At 72.3% G+C, this 16,913-nt stretch carries 11 protein-coding genes; 6 read left to right on the forward strand and 5 right to left on the reverse strand.

Annotation, left to right across the window (positions count from 1 at the left end; translation table 11 throughout):
* The first annotated feature begins 81 nt into the window (after positions 1–81).
* Positions 82–558 (forward strand): DUF1801 domain-containing protein, encoded by a 477-nt coding sequence (locus AB0N02_RS09535; RefSeq protein WP_363944362.1) that lies wholly within the window; start codon positions 82–84, stop codon positions 556–558.
* Between the two features lie 246 nt (positions 559–804).
* Here AB0N02_RS09535 and AB0N02_RS09540 read toward each other — a convergent pair whose 3' ends face one another.
* Both AB0N02_RS09540 and AB0N02_RS09545 read right to left on the reverse strand, forming a co-directional pair.
* Positions 805–2,181 (reverse strand): cytochrome P450, encoded by a 1,377-nt coding sequence (locus tag AB0N02_RS09540; RefSeq protein ID WP_363944364.1) that lies wholly within the window; start codon positions 2,179–2,181, stop codon positions 805–807.
* A gap of 247 nt (positions 2,182–2,428) precedes the next feature.
* Positions 2,429–3,781 (reverse strand): serine hydrolase domain-containing protein, encoded by a 1,353-nt coding sequence (locus AB0N02_RS09545; protein WP_363944366.1) that lies wholly within the window; start codon positions 3,779–3,781, stop codon positions 2,429–2,431.
* Between the two features lie 137 nt (positions 3,782–3,918).
* Here AB0N02_RS09545 and AB0N02_RS09550 point away from each other — a divergent pair, with 137 nt between their 5' ends.
* The 3 genes from AB0N02_RS09550 to AB0N02_RS09560 all read left to right on the forward strand — a co-directional run bounded on the left by AB0N02_RS09550 (position 3,919) and on the right by AB0N02_RS09560 (position 8,572).
* Positions 3,919–4,539, forward strand: coding sequence for a TetR/AcrR family transcriptional regulator C-terminal domain-containing protein (locus tag AB0N02_RS09550; protein ID WP_363944368.1), 621 nt, complete (start codon positions 3,919–3,921; stop codon positions 4,537–4,539).
* A 423-nt stretch (positions 4,540–4,962) separates the two neighbouring features.
* A complete protein-coding gene (locus AB0N02_RS09555) occupies positions 4,963–7,410 on the forward strand; it encodes a M14 family metallopeptidase (RefSeq protein WP_363944370.1) in 2,448 nt (815 codons plus the stop codon).
* A 397-nt stretch (positions 7,411–7,807) separates the two neighbouring features.
* On the forward strand, positions 7,808–8,572 hold the full coding sequence (locus AB0N02_RS09560) for a glycerophosphodiester phosphodiesterase family protein (protein WP_363944371.1): 765 nt from the start codon (positions 7,808–7,810) through the stop codon (positions 8,570–8,572).
* A 71-nt stretch (positions 8,573–8,643) separates the two neighbouring features.
* On the opposite strand, the gene AB0N02_RS09565 is transcribed toward AB0N02_RS09560, so the two are convergent.
* Complete coding sequence (locus AB0N02_RS09565; protein WP_363944373.1) at positions 8,644–11,793, reverse strand: cytochrome P450; 3,150 nt, start codon at positions 11,791–11,793, stop codon at positions 8,644–8,646.
* A 77-nt stretch (positions 11,794–11,870) separates the two neighbouring features.
* On the opposite strand from AB0N02_RS09565, the gene AB0N02_RS09570 reads away from it, so the two are divergent.
* Positions 11,871–12,467 (forward strand): TetR/AcrR family transcriptional regulator C-terminal domain-containing protein, encoded by a 597-nt coding sequence (locus tag AB0N02_RS09570; RefSeq protein ID WP_363944375.1) that lies wholly within the window; start codon positions 11,871–11,873, stop codon positions 12,465–12,467.
* 37 nt (positions 12,468–12,504) lie between these two features.
* Here AB0N02_RS09570 and AB0N02_RS09575 read toward each other — a convergent pair whose 3' ends face one another.
* Entirely contained in the window at positions 12,505–13,455 is a 951-nt protein-coding gene (locus AB0N02_RS09575) for a glucosyl-3-phosphoglycerate synthase (RefSeq protein WP_363944377.1), read from the reverse strand.
* 131 nt (positions 13,456–13,586) lie between these two features.
* On the opposite strand from AB0N02_RS09575, the gene AB0N02_RS09580 reads away from it, so the two are divergent.
* Positions 13,587–15,389 carry a hypothetical protein gene (locus AB0N02_RS09580; RefSeq protein WP_363944379.1) on the forward strand — a complete coding sequence of 601 codons (1,803 nt, stop codon included), beginning with the start codon at positions 13,587–13,589 and terminating at the stop codon, positions 15,387–15,389.
* Here AB0N02_RS09580 and AB0N02_RS09585 read toward each other — a convergent pair.
* Positions 15,374–16,810 (reverse strand): helix-turn-helix domain-containing protein, encoded by a 1,437-nt coding sequence (locus tag AB0N02_RS09585; RefSeq protein WP_363944890.1) that lies wholly within the window; start codon positions 16,808–16,810, stop codon positions 15,374–15,376. The genes AB0N02_RS09580 and AB0N02_RS09585 overlap by 16 nt on opposite strands.
* Positions 16,811–16,913 lie beyond the last annotated feature (103 nt).

The raw sequence follows: 16,913 nt of genomic DNA on the forward strand, positions 1-16,913 counted from the left end.
CACGCAAGCCCCGTAAGACCCCGTAGGACCCTGCAAGACCCTGCAAGACCCTGCAAGACCCTGCAAGAGAGGAAACCCGCCATGAAGGGCACCCAGCCGTCCGCCAAGGACACCGTCGCCGCCGACGAGAAGTTCGACGGGTTCACGGACGAGGAGCGGAGCGCGATGAAGGAGCGCGCCCGGGAGCTGAAGGCGTCCGCGCGGCGCGGCTCGCGCGCGGCCAAGGCGGACCCGGAGGTCGAAGTGCTCGCGAAGATCGCCGAGATGGAGGAGGCGGACCGCGTCATCGCCGAGCGGCTCCATGACATCGTCAAAGCCAGCGCGCCGGTCCTCTCGGCGAAGCTCTGGTATGGGATGCCCGCGTACGCCAGGAACGGCAAGATCGTCTGTTTCTTCCAGAGCGCGCAGAAGTTCAAGACGAGGTACGCCACGCTGGGCTTCAGCGACCAGGCGAACCTCGACGAAGGCACCATGTGGCCGTCCGCCTTCGCCCTGACCGAGTTGACCGCCGCCGACGAGGCACGGATCGGCGAGCTCATCAAGAAGGCCGTGAGCTGAGGCGGTTCTTCTCGGAGGACCCGGCTCCGGCCCCCCACCGGCCCGGTCGGCGCCCGCGACTGGTCATCGGCCGTCCACGGCGCTCTCACCGCGTCACCGACGGACCGACCGTCGATTTGGCCGCCTCTCCTTCCCGGAATGACCGGAGCACGGCCGCGCCGACGCCCGGTGATCGATCCCCCGGCACCCTCGTCGAAGACGTGACCGAACCCCCGCGGCGACGGCCGGTCAGGGCGGGGCGGGCCGTCACCGAGCCGGTGCCCTCCTGGCGGTGAGGACCATGTGAAGGCGGTCGGGCCGGGGGTGGATCGCGTTGACCTCGCGGACGTCCTCGCCGCCGCCGGCGTGGCGCGGTCTCCAGCGGGGCAGCAGCACCGCGGCCGCGACCAGGAGCTCCGTCCAGGCGAAGTGTTCGCCGATGCAGCGGTGACGGCCCTCGCCGAAGGGGATGAAGGAGCCGGAGGGCAGGGGTTTGGCCCGCTCGGGCAGCCAGCGGTCGGGGTCCAGGCGGTAGGGCTCGGGATAGACGGCCGGATCGCGGTGCAGCGCGGTGGGACTGTAGCCGAGCTCGACCCCGGCCGGTATCTCCACCCCGCCCAGGGTCAGCGGCCGGACGGTGCGGCGCATCAGCATCAGGAGGGGGTGCAGGCGCAGGATCTCCTGAATCACCCGGCGGGTGTAGTCGAGCCGGCCGATCGCCTGGTCGAGCGGGAGATCACCGCCGCAGACGGTCTCCACCTCGGCCAGGAGGCGTTTCTCGACGCCGGGGTTGCGGGCGAGCTGGTGCAGGAGCCAGGCCAGGGTGGTCGCGGTGGTGGCTATCCCGTTGATGAAGATGCCGACCGCCTCGTCGCGGATCTGCCGGTCGTTCATCGGCTCGCCGGTCTCGGGGTCGCGCGCCGCCAGCAGCATGCCGATCAGGTCGCCCTCCCCCGAGGGGTGCCCGCGCCGGTGCGCGATGGCCTCGTCGACGATCCGGCGGACGTCGCGGGCGGCCGCCTCGAAGCGCCGGTTGACCGGCAGCGGGAAGCGCTCCAGGAACACGGGCATCTGGGTGCGCACCATCAGGTTGTCCAGGATCGCGGGCACCGCGGCGCGTACGGTCCGCGCGGCGGCGGGCGCGACGCTCGTCCCGAACATGGCGTCGGTGGTGTTGGCCATGATCAGATCGGTGGTGACCCGGCCGACGTCGATCGTCTGGCCCTCGTGCCAGGAGTCGGCGAGCGCCTGGGTGTTGCGGCGCATCGTCTCGACGTAGCCGCCGATGCCGCTGGGGCGCAGCACCGGCTGCAGGAGCCTGCGCCGCCGCAGGTGCGCCTGCCCCTCGGCGACGGTGAGCCCGTCGCCGTGCAGCGGGCGGACCCGTTCGAACAGGATGCCGCGCCGGATGTCGCGGGCCATGGTGACCAGGATCTGGTGGACCAGCTCCGGCCGGGTCAGCGTGTACACCGGCAGGGTGCCGATGTCGACGCGCACGATGTCGCCGATGGCGCCCAACGACTGCAGAAAGGTGAACGGGCGGCGTATCAGCGTCACCGAGTGGCCCAGCAGGGGCAGCCGTCCGGGCGCGACGGGAAGGTCGGACAGTTCTCTTGTCACGGCGGTGCCGGCGGCTTCGGCCATGGGTCCTCCCGGTGCGGGCCGTACCACGGGACGGGGGATCTCCCTGAGCGGGGGTTCCGCCCTCATCATGGGCGAGCCCACGGTGGTTGGCCATGCACGGGCGGTGACAGTTCGGAGGTGGCCGGTGCCATTGCCCTCGCCCCGGCGGCAGCCTCCCGCCGCCGCGCGCGATCACGCCGGCACCGGTGTCCCGCCGGGCCCGCGGCATCGGCGGCCGGGACACCGGTGAGGCACCGGCAGGCGTCCTCTAGACGCGGGGGGTCGCCCGTCCGTTGAACAGGTGGGTCGCCACGCCGTCCCGGGTGATGAACGTGACGGCGTCGTACAGCGTGCCCCTGCCCTCGGTCGCGACGAACGTGCGCTCGTCGAGGGCGACGAAACGGGTGGTCGTCACCGGCTGGCCCATCTCCCGGAAGAAGCCCTCGGGGGTCTGCGTGATCTCCAGGCCGCCCTCGGCCGCGACGACGTCGCAGGTGAACATCGGTCCCGCGTACCGCCCGACGTAGGGGGTGACGTCGGCCGGGTACGGCACCGCGGGCGGCACCGGCCGCATCGGAGCCTCCAGGCCGGTCAGCTCACGGGTGATCGGGTAGGCCAGGTCCCGCAGGAGCCCGTAGGAGTCGCCGCCGTTGGAGGTCACCGCCAGCACGACGTCGTGGCCGGGCACGACCCACCAGTTCGTGATCTGGCCGGGCGTGCCGCCGTCGTGCCCGTAGACGCCGCCGCCCCAGCCGAGCAGCACGAAGCCGAGACCCCAGTCCTCGCCGAGCCAGCGGAAGACCGACAGCGGGAACTGCGGGGACGTCATCGCCCGCACCGACGCCTCGGACAGCACCCGGGTGCCGTCCTCGGCCAGGCCGCCGCGCAGCGTCATCCTGCCGAAGCGGACCAGCTCGCGCGGGGCGGCGCAGAGCGTGGCCCCCGCGGGCGCGCCGCCCCGGGTCATGCCCCACGGCCTGACCACGACCTGGCCGGTGGCGCCGGGCGGCCGCATGTGCCCGGCCGAGGCCCGTCCCAGCACGGCCTCCTCGGGGAACAGCGCCACCCGCTCCGCGCCCAGCGGCGCGAACAGGTGCCCGCGCATGGCCTCCTCCCAGGTGCAGCCCCTGAGCCGGGCGACGATCGCGCCGAGCACGACGTAGCCCGAGTTGCAGTAGGAGAACATCGTGCCGGGCGGGTCCACCTGCCGGGCCTCGCGCAGCAGCTCGACGTAGCGGGGAAGGCTGTCGTCGCCGCGGCCGGTGTCGGGGAACAGGTCGCCGTCGAAGCCGCCGGTGTGGGTGAGCAGCTGCCGTACGGTGACCTTCTCGCTCGCGTCCGGGTCGGCGACGGCGAACTCCGGCAGGTAGGCGCGCACCGGTCGGTCCAGGTCGACCAGGCCCTCCTCGACCAGCTGCATGATCAGCGCGGCGGTCCACACCTTCGTGGTCGAGCCGACCTGGAAGAGGCTGTCGGGCGTGACCTCGACCCCGGTCTCCAGGTTGAGCACGCCGGTCGCGGCCTCGTACAGCCGGTCGCCGACGCTCACCGCGATCGCGGCGCCGGGTATCTCGTGCGCGCGCGCCACCTCGTCCAGCCGTGTCTGCAGGTCGCCGAGCATCGCCCGCCCCTCTCTTAGGTTGCTAACGTGTAACACACGTTATGAGGCGCCGGGAGAGGCCGCCATGGCCGATCCGCCAACGGGTCCGGGATTCTTCGTCGAAGGGAACAACCGTGCCGCGAGTACGGCGAGGTACGTTGAGCCGCCGTCTGGTCGTCGAGGCCGCCGTGACGGTGCTCGACACGGGCGAGCCGCTGACGATGACGGCGGTCGCGGACCGGCTCGGCGCCCGGCAGATGTCGATCTACAACTACGTGCGCGGGAAGCGGGATCTGCTCGCCGCGGTCGAGGAGCACCTGCTCGGCACCCTCGACCTGCCCGAGCCGGACGCGGGCGCCGACGGGCTCGCCGAACTGTGCCGGGCCTACTGGCGGCTGCTGCGGGCGCACCCCTGGCTGGTCGGGATCGGCCTGGCGCGCGAGGGTGCCAACCCGGCGCAGCTGCGGATCGTCGAGGCGGCCTACGCCGTCCTGTTCCGGCTCGGCGTCCCGCCGCACGAGTCCGTGCCGCTGGTGACCGCGCTGGTCAACCTCGTCGTCGGCACCGCCCTGCAGCAGGCGGTGCCGTACGACCTGCGTGAGCCGGACATCCGCGCCGCGACGCTGGCGGAGATCGCCGCGCTGCCTCCGGCCGAGTTCCCCGCCCTGCACCGGCTGGGGGCCGAGCTCCCGCGGACGACCCCCGAGGACGCGATCGAGCTGGGTCTCGCCGCGCTGCTGGGGCGCCTGCGCCCGCCGGCGGCCGAAAACGGCCCGTGAACGGCCGTCGAGGTGTCGCGGCGAACGAGGCACGGTGAATGAGGCACGGTGAATGAGGCACGGTGAACGAGGCCGCCCATCCGCGACAACGGCGGGAGAAAACCGGGAAACGGTTTTCCGGCCCTCCCCTCCACCGCCGCCCGGCCCTCCGCACACCCTCGGGAACGGGACGGGAAATCGGGGGGCGCACCGCCCGGATCGCCGTCCAGCTCGCGGTTCCGGAGATCGAATTCACCGCAGATAACACCATTAAAGTGCACATAATAAAATTTCATTGCCGGGCGGGCGGCAATCGTATACCCCTAACTGGACAGAGTCGGGGTACTTGACTGAGATCATTTGCCGATCAAGAATTCTCTCCTATTGCGCGCTCATTCCGGGAACCCCCTGCCCGGCCGGGCGCGCCAACTGGAGGAACCTCACATGAGAAGTTCTCTCAACGGCAGAAGAACGGGCCGCGTCGTGGCCGCGATCGCCCTGCCCGTCGTCCTCGCGCTCGGCACGGCCCCCGTTCTCGCCGCCCCCTCCCCCACAACGGGCGAGGTCGCCCCCGACCGGCAACCGAGCACCGCGCAGAACGGGGTCGCCCTGCTGCGGATCGTCGTGCCCGGCCAGGCCGGTGTCGACCGGCTCAACTCCCTGGGCGTCGACCTCGCGGAGTACCGCAAGCCCGTCGACGGCGGGGTCGAGGTGCACGCCGTACTCAGCCCGCAGGAGGCGCGTGAGCTGCGCGGGCTGGGATTCGACGTCCGCGACGCCATCTCCGACCAGGGCGACTTCGCCGCCAACCAGGCCGAACGGCGGGCCTCGATGGCCTCCTCGGCCGCGGTCACGGCGCAGGCCGACACGCTGACCCCGCTGCGCGCCGAATGGTTCACCAGCATCGACGACCGGCGCTTCCTGTCGGTCGAGGTGAAGTCGAGCGCGACCGACGCGGAGACGGTGCTCACCGCCACCTGGGACGCGGGGCCCGGGACCGCCCCCGGCTCCGGCGGCACGGCGACGATGTCGCGCTTCACCGACGCCGGGAAGTACATGTACCACCGGTTCGACACCCCGCTGCCGCTGACGGCGACCCCCACCAGGGTCACGGTCACGAGCAGCCGCGGCGGTTCGGTCACGGCCACGGTGACCAAGTGGCTGGGGGCCAAGCGCAGGGCCCCGGGCAGGCACTACGTCTCGGACTTCGTCGACCACTACATGGACCCGACCGAGGTCACCGGGCGGATCTCCGCCCTGGCCGCCGAGTTCCCGAGGACCGCGCAGATCATCGATCTGCCCTACAAGACCAACGGCTACCGCAGAGCCGCCCAGGCGCAGTTCGGCACCGTCGCGGCCGGCACGCTCTACGTGACCTCCAAGGCCTACGGCTCCGAGGGCGGCAACGACGTCAGCGTGGCCCTGGTGAAGCCGGACACCGCCTCCGCCCCGCTGGGCGTCACGGTCAACGGCAAGGACGTCGTGGTCAACCTGGCCACGGACGGGTCGGCCGCGATCGCCAGCACCGCCCGCCAGGTGGTGGACGCGCTCAACTCCAACGCCGCCGCGTCCGCGCTGCTGACCGCGGCCACCTACCGGGACGACCCCGGCGCGGGCCTGGTCACCGCGGCCCCTGCGACGAGGCTGACCGACGGACTGAAGGCGCCGGCGGCCGTCCAGCGCGCCCCGTTCCAGATGAAGGCGCTGCGGATCGGCGGGAAGCGGGACGGCTCGAAGGTCGGGGTGTTCCTCTACTGCCAGGAGCACGCTCGCGAGTGGGTGACCCCGCTGGTCTGCGTCGAGACGGCCGAGCGGCTGCTGCGCAACTACGCCCGCGACGAGCGGACCAGGAAGCTGGTCGACAACCTCGACATCTTCATCCTGCCGACGGTCAACCCCGACGGCGCGCTCTTCAGCTTCTACGACTACAACATGCAGCGCAAGAACATGACCAACCACTGCCCGGCCAACGCGGCCGACCCCGCCTCGCGCAACTCCTGGGGCGTGGACCTCAACCGCAACTTCTCCGTCGGATCCCTCTTCGACGGCTACAGCGGCGCCTCGACGTTCTGCACCAGCGCCGTCTTCGCCGGGCCCGCCGAGCTGTCCGAGCCGGAGGCGCGCAACGAGGTCTGGCTGACCCGCAAGTACCCGAACATCAGGTTCGCGATGAACACCCACTCCTACGGCGGCTACTTCATGTGGCCCCCCGGCTCCTACAAGGAGGCCGGACGCGAGGTGCTGCCCAGGGCCGACCTCGGCACGGAGAACTACTACTGGGAGTCCTCCCGCAACATCCTCTCGGCCGTGCAGGAGCGGCGCGGCACCGCGATCTGGCCGGGCCGTACCGGGCCGGTCCCGGACGTGCTGTACTCGGCGGCGGGCAACAGCGCCGACGAGCACTGGTACAACCGCGGCATCATCGGCTGGGACTTCGAGGTCGGCGCCGACCTCTACGACGCGACGGCCAAGCAGTTCCAGCCGGTCGGCTTCCAGCCGCCGTTCGCCGAGGGGCACGAGGAGGCGATGGAGTTCTCCTCGGGTCAGATCGCCATCCTGGAGGTCGCCCAGTCCTTCGCCGCCGACCGCGAGCGCCCCGAGTCGAAGCTGAAGGTGACCGCCAGGAGCGGCACCTCCACCACGTTCACGTTCACACTCGACGAGCCCGCGAACGTCTACTACACGCTGGACGGCAGCCGGCCGACGCTGAACTCCCGCAAGCTCACCTCCTCGGGGATCCGCGAGGGAACCCAGCAGATCACCGTCGACAGGACCACCGAGGTGCACTGGTTCTCCGTCGACATCGCGGGCAACGTGGAGCGGGGCTACCGCCCCGACGGCACGGGCGGGAACTACCGGAGGGAAAGGGTCGAGGTTCGCGGGGACCGGTGAGCGTCCCCGGCGGGTCCCCCGGGTGATCACGCCCGGATGACCGCTCCCGCGCGCTCGCGCCGAGGACACGCGGACGGCCGCCGGTCTCCGGACCGGCGGCCGCACCCGTGACCTCTCCGGCCGGCGCCCGCCCCGGCCCCTTCCAGCCGATGACCGCCCTGCCCCTTTCCAGGGGGCGGCCTGCCCCGGGGCCTCCGCGGGGCGGCGGCCGGCGGCCCGCGGGGCGTGACACCGGTACGGAGACCGTTCCTCACTCTTTACCGCGACGATTACCTGTTGTTAGCATTGTTAACCGTGCGTATCACACCTGGAAGCCGGGGGGCGCCCGGTCCCCTTCCGGATGCACTCCCCTGACAGGCCGGCCGTACGGATCACACTGAGGACGCTGGGAGTCTCGGTGCTGATCCTCGCGGCGCTGGACCAGGTGAACGGGGGGAACGGGATCGCCAGGGCGGTCGCGGCGGTGTGCTCGGTCCCCGAGGTGGTCTCCCACCGGGGATACGGCGCCCCCGGGGCGGAGAACACCGTCAGGGCCTTCCGGGACGCCCTGGAGGCGGGCTCCGAGGAGGTGGAGCTCGACGTCCACTTCACCAAGGACCACCAGCCGGTGCTGATGCACGACGCGACGGTCGACAGGACGACCACCGGCACCGGACCGGTCTCGGGCATGACGCTGTCCCGCTTCCGCGCGCTGCGCACCGTGGACGGCGAACCCCCCGCGACGCTGGCGGAGGCGCTGGAGCTCGTCCGCGACAGCGGCGGCCGGACGCTGGTCGACCTCAAGGAGATCCCCGACGCCCAGGACCTGCGCTCCCTGGCGGGCGAGTACCGCCGCCTGGACGCCTACCGGTGGGCGAGCCTGATGTCGTTCTCCCTGCCGGCCCTGCGCGCGGTGAAGTCCATTCCCGCCCATCAGGGCCTGCTGTCCCGGTCGGCGCCGTCGGTCTCGCTGGCCAGGAGGTTCACCTTCGTCGGCGTCCGCTACGACGTGCTCAGCCGGGCGCTCGCCCGCGAGTACGCCGCCGCCGGCGTGGCCGTCTACGCCTGGACCCCCAACGACTCCGGCACCTGGGAGCGGCTGGCCGGCTACGACGTGCAGCGCGTCATCACCGACGAGACGCCCGCCTACCTGGCATGGGCCGAGGCGAGGTGTGAGCCGTGAGCCGGGCTCCCGGGCGGCGGTGACGCAATCTGGGGAACGTCCGCGTTCCCGCCGCCCGGGAGAGCCCGGGATCAGGCGAAGACGTCCTGCTGGTAGCGGCCCTCGGACTCCATCGCGCGCAGCCACTCCTCGCCGTCGCCCCCCGTCCTGTCGCGGTGGATCGCCGCCAGGGCCCGCCGGACGGCGGGCGCCATGCGCAGCCCGTCACCGCAGACGTAGACGTGGGCCCCCCGCTCCAGCAGCTCCCACAGCCTGTCGGCCTCGGCGGCGACCGCGTCCTGGACGAACCGGAAGGGGTGACCGGGGAGCGCGGAGAACGCCGTGTGCACGCGGGCGACCCCGGCCGCCTCCCAGGCCTCCAGCTCCGCGCGGTACAGCCAGTCGTGCGAGGGGTGGCGGCAGCCGTAGAAGACCTCGGCGGGGCCGGTCGCCCCGGTCAGGGCCCGCTCCTCCAGGAAGCCCCGCAGCGGGGCGAATCCGGTGCCGGGGCCGATGAGGATCACCGGCGTCGCCGGGTCGGCGGGCAGGCGGAAGGGCGGGGTGGGGACCCGCACGTATCCGTAGAGGACGTCACCGGGCTCCAGGCCCGCCAGGTAGGCCGAGCACATGCCCCGGTACTCGCCGCCGCCCGACCAGGAGGGGCCCTCGACCAGGCCGACGGTGATCCGGACCCGGCCCGGGGCGGCCAGCGGCGAGGAGGAGATCGAGTAGTAGCGCGGCCTGATCGGCCCGGCCATCTCCAGGAAGATCGGCAGGGGCAGGGTGACGGCGGGGAAGCGCTCCAGCAGCGTGAGCACCGAGACGCGCTTGACGAGGATCTCGTCGGCGTAGGCGGACTCCAGCTCGGCGAGCTGACCGCGGGTCCACGGGCACTCCGTCCGCTCGGCCAGCGTCGCCAGGTCCGAGCGGGTGGCCACCTCCTGGAGCTCGGCGAACTCGGTCAGCAGCAGCCCGGCCGTCACCGGGGTGTCCACGGGCAGGTGGGTCGTTCCCCGGGCGCGCAGCCGTACGACCTGGTCGCGGGGGACGCGCAGACAGCGCAGCGCCCACTCGACCAGGCCGGGGGCGTTCTTGGCGAAGACCGCCAGGTGGTCGCCCGCCGCGTACGCCGTGCCCTCGGGCAGTTCGGCCACGATCGAGCGCACCCCGGGCCGCGGCGCCTCCAGGGAGAAGTCCCACAGTCCCGCGGGGTCGCCGGTCAGCTCCTCGTTGGAGAGCACGGTCAGCGGGACGGCCTGCGGGGACACGACGGCGGGGCGCACGTCGGCCTCGGTGAGGACGTCCATCTCGTAGCGGGGACCGCTCTCGGCGGCGGAGGTGCCGTACTCCGCCGCCAGCGCGGCCCAGAGCCTGGCGGTCCACGCCGAGACGTCGCCGTCGAAGTCGCCGTCCGCGTCGGCCTCGCCGCGCTCGACGAGCGGTACGGCGCCCGCCCGGGTGAGCTTGTCGAAGACGCGCCGGGGGAAGGCCTGGTAGGTGGGCCACTGGGTGTTGCCGCAGCCGAGCAGCGCGAACCGCACCCCGTCCATGGCGGGCAGGTCCGCCAGGGCGTCGAAGCGCTGGGCGTTGTCGGGGGCCTTGCCGTTGTAGGTCGAGGTGACCACCACGAGCAGGCCGTCGCGGGGCGGGTCGAGCTCGTCCAGGGAGGTCAGCGTGGTCGCGAACCCGGAGCGTCCGGCGGTCTCGGCCAGCCTCTCGGCGACGTCGGCCGCGGTGCCGAGGTTGGAGCCGTAGGCGACGGTGAGGCCGACTCCCGTGACGGCCACCTCGACCGGCTTCTCCCCCGCGATCTCGGCGGTCCCGCCGGTCCCGGTGGTTCCGTCGGTCCCGGCCGCGCCCCGCTCGTACGGCCGCCGCTCCCTGACCCGGATCGTGAAGCCCTCGGGCTTGAGGGTGAGCATCTGCTTGACCCGCATCCGGTAGGCGTCCGGGTCGGAGATCGCGAACCGCTGCAGCACGACGGCGAGGGCCAGCCGCGCCTCGGTCAGCGCGAACTGGCGGCCGATGCAGGCCCGCTCGCCGTTGCCGAACGGCTTGTAGGCGGCGGGGTGGTGGCCGGGCCTGTTCTCGGGGAGCCAGCGGTCGATGTCGAACTCCTCGGGCCGGTCCCAGGCCTTCGGGTGGCGATGCAGCGACGGCAGCAGGACGACGGCCGTCTGGCCCTCGCGCACCGGGTAGCCGCCGATCTCGGTGTCCGCGAACGCCTTGACCGAGAACGCCGGGATGGGGGACCAGATCCGCAGCGTCTCCTCCAGGACCCGCGGGATCACGTCGAGCTTCATGATCGTCTCGTAGGTGGGGGCGGTGTCCCCCGGGTCCCCCGGCAGCAGCCGGTCCACCTCGGCGTAGGCCCGGGCGAGCACGTGCGGGTTGCGCAGGAGGTTGTAGAGCGCGAAGGACAGCAGCCCGCTGGTGGTCTCGTGCCCGGCGATGAGGAAGGTCAGGACCTGGTTGCGGATGTTCTCGTCGGAGAGGCGCTCGCCGCTGCGCGGGTCGGCGGCCTCCAGCATCAGGCCGAGCAGGTCCCGGGCGCCGTTCGCGCCCGCGGCCCTGCGCCGCCTGATGACGTCGTCGACCAGGTTCTGCATGACCAGGATGTCGGCGCGGTAGGCCTCCTCCTGCCGCTTCTTGAGCCTGGTGACCAGGGGGAACTGCCGGTTGCGGAGCATCGCCTCGGTCAGTGTGCGGCCCATGGCCTGCAGGAACGGGTGCAGCTCGGCCGACTCGAAGGACTCGAACCGGTAGTCGAACCCGGTCAGGGAGATCGTGTCGAGGGTGAGCCTGGTCATGTCGTCGGGGACGTTGACCTCGTCGGAGACGGCCCACTTGGCGGCGAGCGCCTGCGCGACCTCCAGCATCTGCGGGAAGTAGGCCTTCATGGAGCGCTGGCTGAAGGCGGGCATCAGGATGCGGTGCGCGTGGCCCCAGACCGGCTCGTCGTGGCGGGCGGTGAACAGCCCGTCGCCGCCGAAGTCGCGGACGATGGACAGCGGCGGGTCGATGCCCTTGTAGAACCGCGTCTCGTCACAGAGTTCGGCGACCAGGTCCGGATCGTAGACGAACAGGACCTTACGGCCGAGCAGGTCGAGCTGGTAGAGGCCCGCGTCGTGCTCCGCGGCGAGCTTCTCGAAGAACGCGTTGGGCGCGTGCGCCGGAATCTGGAGCGTGTTGCCGACCAGGGGTAATCCCTGCGGGGCGGGGATGGTACGGGTCACCGACATGGGAACTCTCCTCCTCCACTGACGTTCTCCCGAGTCCGTCAGCCATACACCGTATGACGGACGCTACCATACGGTGTATGGCAGTGAGTGCGCGCAGGGGTCAGCCCCTGACATCCGAGGAGATCTACGCGGCGGCGTTGCGCCTGCTCGACACCGCCGGGGTGGACGGACTGTCCATGCGGAAACTGGCGGCCGAGCTGGACGTCAACCCGATGTCGCTCTACCACCACGTGGAGAACAAGCAGGCACTGGTCCGCGGAGCCTGCGCCGCCGTCGTCTCCCGGCTACGGCTTCCCCCCGACGACGGCGCCCCCTGGCAGGAGCAACTGCGCACGCTGGCCCACGCCTACCGCTCCCTGGCGCACTCGCACCCGTCGCTGTGGTCCTACGTCGACGGCCATCCGGACCTGGTCGACCAGGAGAGCGGCCTGTGGGCGGTGTTCAACCGGATCCTCGTCGCCGCGGGGATACCCGCCGGAGAGCTGGTCCGGACCCGCACGACGCTGTACGCCTTCGTCTCCGGGTTCCTGTCCGCCGAGACCAGCGGGCTGCTCGCCGAACTCGGGGGCGAGACCGGCGCCGACACCACCTTCGCCGACACCACCTTCGAGTCGGCCGTCGACCTGATCGTGGCGGGCATCGAGACGCGCCACCGCGCGTCAGGGGATCGGTGACGGCGGGCCCCCGGGTGCGGGCCCGCCCGGCCGCCGGTCAGTCTCCGGCGCGGGGGCGCTCCACGGTGGCCATCGGGGGGCGCTCGGCCACGGCCACGTCGCGCACGGTCACCTGGTGGCCGTCCGAACCCCGGCGGAACTGGGCCAGCCGGGGCGAGGGCGTGTGCAGCGAGACCATCTTGCTGTGGCGTTCGAGGCGGGACCAGGAGGTCTGCAGGATCTGGGCGGCCATGCCGCCCAGGGCCTCGGTCGACTGGTGGGAGTGGACCCGGCGGCCCAGGTCGACCTGCGCGAGGGCGTCGAGCCCGGCGAGCTCCAGCAGGTCGATCAGCAGGGCCAGCTCGACGCCGTAACCGGTGACGAACGGGATCCGCTCCAGCACCGACCGGCGACCGGCGTACTCACCGGCGAGGGGCTGCACGAACCCGGCGAGCAGCGGCCAGTGCAGGTTGAGCAGGGGCCGGGCGACGAGCTCGGTGACCCGCCCGCCGCCGCTCTGCACGTTCTGCAGCGGGCGGTCGTAGCAGCCCTTGACGTAGACCACGTCCGGGTCGCCGAGCAGCGGGCCGAGCAGCCCGGTCACGAACGACGTGCGGAACTCGCGCAGGTCGGCGTCGACGAAGACCAGCAGGTCTCCGGAGGTCACCGCCAGGGACTTCCACAGCGCCTCCCCCTTGCCGTCCAGCGGCTTCAGGTCCGGCAGGATCTCGTCCTGGGCGACCACCCTCGCCCCCGCCTGCGCGGCGCGCGCGGCTGTCTCGTCGACGGAGCGGGAGTCGATGACCACGATCTCGTCGACGAGCGGCACCGTCTCCATCAGGTCGTGCCGGATCGCCGCCACGATCTCCCCGACGGTCTCCGCCTCGTCGCGTGCGGGCAGCACGACGCTGACCGTGCTGTCTGCCTTGGCCCGCAACAACCACGGCAGCGGCCAGTCATCCGACGACGAGGTGCGCCTACGCAGCCATGCCTCCACCTCAGGCAGCACAGCCCACCCTTCCCCGCACCTCGGAATTCACGGGTATCACCCTATGTGGCTCCGATTCTCGCCGAGTACGGGCTCCCGCACCCGTCGCATAGTGGGAAGATCTGCTCAGAGTTGAGCGAGGAGGGGCGGGCATGAACCCGGTGGCCGTGATGAGGGCGGCGCGCACCGTCCGAGACGAGCTCGGCCATCTGCCGGGCGAGTCCTCCGGAGAGCTCCGTGACCGGCTCGATCCGCTGCTGGCCGAGGCGGGAAGGCAGGCGCCCGAGCCGCTGGCCGAGGCCGTCATGGCGCTCATCTCCCAGTACGGCCCCGCCTGGGAACGGTTCTGCCTACTGCTCGGGCAGGAGGAGTGGGCGGCGGCCGGGGAGTCCGGCCCGGCGAGCACCGGCCCGCTGGATCCGGACCAGGTGAGCACCGGCCCGCTGGATCCGGACCAGGTGAGCACCGGCCCGCTTCCCCCTGCCGTCGCGCCGCCCGCCGAGCAGGCCGCCGGACGGGGCGCCGGACAGGGCGCCGGACAGAGCACAGAACGCGGCGCCGAGCACGCCGGCGGCCGCACCCCCTCCGTGCTCGGCAGGCTGACCGGTGCCTTCCGCAGGCGGCGCAGGGAGGGCGCGGAGCGCGCGGCGTCCCCCGGCGGCCAGGAAGCACAGGTCTTCCCGCTGGTCGAGGCGCCCGGCGAGGTGGTCGCGGGCTGGGGCGCCGAGATCGAGGTCGGCCTGTCCCCCGGCGAGAACGCCGGAGACGCGGGGAAGGCCGCGGCGCCCGTCCACGAGCCCGTCGACCTGGACATCCAGATCATCGCCGAGGGGTTCGAGGCGCCCGGCGGGTGGCGGGTGCGGCTGCGCGCCGACGAGGCCACGCCGTACCCCAGGGCGAAGGTCGGCCTGGTCGCCCTCGCACAGGAGCAGCCGGTGACCGCCCGGCAGGTCCAGGTGATCCACGCGGTGCGCGGTCAGGTGACCGGCTTCGGCGTGCGCGCGCTCGCGGTCCTCGACTCCCCCGGCCTGCTCGGCCAGGAGAACGCCCCGCACCCGGTCGCGGGCACCCGGGTCCGGCTGGCCGATACCGGGGAGGCTCCGGACGTCACGGCGGTCGTGGTGCACGGCGACCGGCCGGGGCGGCTGTGGTGGACCTACCAGTCCCCGCACTTCGTCACCCCCGACCAGGCGGAGGTCTGTGAGCTGGGCGGGCGGGCCTCGGAGTTCGGGCGCTACCTGGCGGGGCAGGCCCTCCCCCTGGAGGAGGTGGGGCGGCAGGTCGCCGCGCGGATCCCGGCGGGTTTCTGGGAGCTGCTGAACGCGGTGGCCGCCCGGGTGACCCCCCGCCGCCCGAGCGTGCTGATCCTGTCCCAGGAGCCGCACGTCCCCTGGGATCTGGCCACGCTGGAGCATCCGTTCGACCGGTCCGTGCCCGGCTTCCTGAACTGCCAGGCGGTGACCGGGCGCTGGCCGCTGGGCGGGCGCCGTCCCGAGCTGCCGCCCCCGGCGCGGGCGGGCGGCGACGGCATGGCGGTGGTGTACGGCGGCCCGCAGACGCACCCGCTGGTCGCGGCCTTCGGCGCCAGGCAGGTGAGCCCCGCGCTCGGCGACGTCATGGCACTGCTCGGCGACCCGCCCGACGTGGTCCACTTCGCGACGGGCGGCCCGGCGCTGGAGTCCCTGGGCCGGGGCATGGGCGGCGCCTCGTTCGTCTTCCTGGACGAGCCGGGCGACTGCCAGCCGTTCCTGCTCGCGGGCGCGAGCGGGGCCGTGGCGCCGTTCAGGCCCGTCGGCGACGGCCTGGTGGAGGAGTTCCACCGCCGCGCCCTCGGCGGCGAGCCGCTCGCCGAGGTGCTGCGCTCGCTGCGCTGCATGGCTCCCGCCACGGCGCCCGCCTACCAGTTCTTCGGGCATCCGTCGCTCACCCTGTCGCGGGATCACTCCAGGGCGTGACGCTCCAGGAAGGTGTAGACGTCCGCCTCGTCCACGCCGGGGAAGGACCCGGGCGGCAGGGCGGCCAGCACGTGGGAGTTGCCGCGCGCCGAGGGCCAGGCGTAGCCGTCCCAGCGCTGGGCGAGCTCGGCCGGCGGCCGGCGGCAGCAGTCGCCGCTCGGGCAGCCGGACCTGGTCCGGTTGGTGGTCTCCCTGCCGCGGAACCAGCGTGACTCCCGGTACGGCACGCCGAGGGTGATGGCGAAGTCCCTCTCCCGCGACGGGTCGACATGGGCGACGCAGAAGTAGGTGCCCGTCGGCGAGTCGGAGTACTGGTAGAAGACGGAGAACCTGTCCGGGGAGCGGAAGACCTGCCGCCCCGACCACTGCAGGCACATCCGCTGGCCTTCGATCGCGCCCTGCTCGTCGGCGGGGAAGACGATGCCGTCGTTCTCGTACGCCTTGTAGATGATCCCGCCCGCGTCGTTCCGGACGAAGTGGCAGGTCAGATCGAGGAAGTGGGTGGCCAGGTTGGTGAAGCGGTGCGCGGCCATCTCGTAGGAGACGGCGAACACGTCCCTGAGGTCCTCGACGCTGAGCGCCCGGTCCTGCTTCGCCTCCTGGAGGTAGGGCACGGCGGTGGCCTCGGGCACCAGGACGGCGGCGGCGAAGTAGTTGGCCTCGGTCCGCTGGCGGAGGAAGTCGGCGAAGTCGCGGGGCTTGTGGTGGCCGAGGGCGAGGTGGCCGAGGGTCTGCAGCAGGATCGTGCGCGGGGTGTGCATGCCGAGCTGCTCGTGTTTGACGTAGATGCGCCGGTTGCGGAGGTCGGTGATGGAGCGCACCGTACGGGGCAGGTCCTGGACCGTCCGCACCGTGTAGCCGAAGTGGGTGACCAGGGCCTGGACGGTGCTCTGCGACAGCGCGCCGGTGCGGTAGCCGACCGCGGAGAGCGCCTCGGCCGCGGCCTTCTCGATCTCCTCGAAGTAGTTGCCGCGCTCGCGCTGCATGCGGCGCAGCTCGGCGTTGGCGACGCGCGCCTCCTCCGGGGTCGCGGTGCCCTTGGCCTGGCGTGAGCGCAGCTCGCCGTAGAGGCCGAGGATGTGTTCGAGCACGTCGTTGGGGACGCGGGCGGAGACCTTCAGCCTGCCCAGGCCGAGCCCGGCGTACAGCGGGTCGCGCTGGGCCTCCTCGAGCTCCATCTCCAGCTGCGCCCGCCGGTTGGGCGCCTGCCGGCGGAGCAGTTCCTCGACCGGCACGTTGAGCGCGGCGGCCAGGGACTTCAGCAAGGAGAGCTTGGGCTCGCGCTTGCCGTTCTCCAGCAGGGAGAGCTGGCTCGGCGCGCGGCTGACGCGTTCGCCGAGGTCGGAGAGGGTGAGGCCGCGCTGCTTGCGCAGGTGTCTCAGCCGCTGGCCAAAAGCGATGAGATCAAGCTCCTGCGTCAAGGACAGCGGTTCTTCACCAACCAACGATGCCATACCTCGATGCTAAACGAAATTTCGAGCGATGTTTCCTCCACCTTCCGAGGGCTGTGGTCTACACCACCGG

Origin of the sequence: Streptosporangium sp. NPDC051022, assembly GCF_040683035.1 — a bacterium.
Lineage (GTDB): Bacteria > Actinomycetota > Actinomycetes > Streptosporangiales > Streptosporangiaceae > Streptosporangium.

Coding starts and splice junctions, on each gene's coding strand:
- AB0N02_RS09535 (WP_363944362.1), top strand. CDS start 82: ATGAAGGGCACCCAGCCGTCCGCCAAGGACACCGTCGCCGCCGACGAG.
- AB0N02_RS09540 (WP_363944364.1), bottom strand. CDS start 2,181: ATGGCCGAAGCCGCCGGCACCGCCGTGACAAGAGAACTGTCCGACCTT.
- AB0N02_RS09545 (WP_363944366.1), bottom strand. CDS start 3,781: ATGCTCGGCGACCTGCAGACACGGCTGGACGAGGTGGCGCGCGCGCAC.
- AB0N02_RS09555 (WP_363944370.1), top strand. CDS start 4,963: ATGAGAAGTTCTCTCAACGGCAGAAGAACGGGCCGCGTCGTGGCCGCG.
- AB0N02_RS09565 (WP_363944373.1), bottom strand. CDS start 11,793: ATGTCGGTGACCCGTACCATCCCCGCCCCGCAGGGATTACCCCTGGTC.
- AB0N02_RS09570 (WP_363944375.1), top strand. CDS start 11,871: ATGGCAGTGAGTGCGCGCAGGGGTCAGCCCCTGACATCCGAGGAGATC.
- AB0N02_RS09580 (WP_363944379.1), top strand. CDS start 13,587: ATGAACCCGGTGGCCGTGATGAGGGCGGCGCGCACCGTCCGAGACGAG.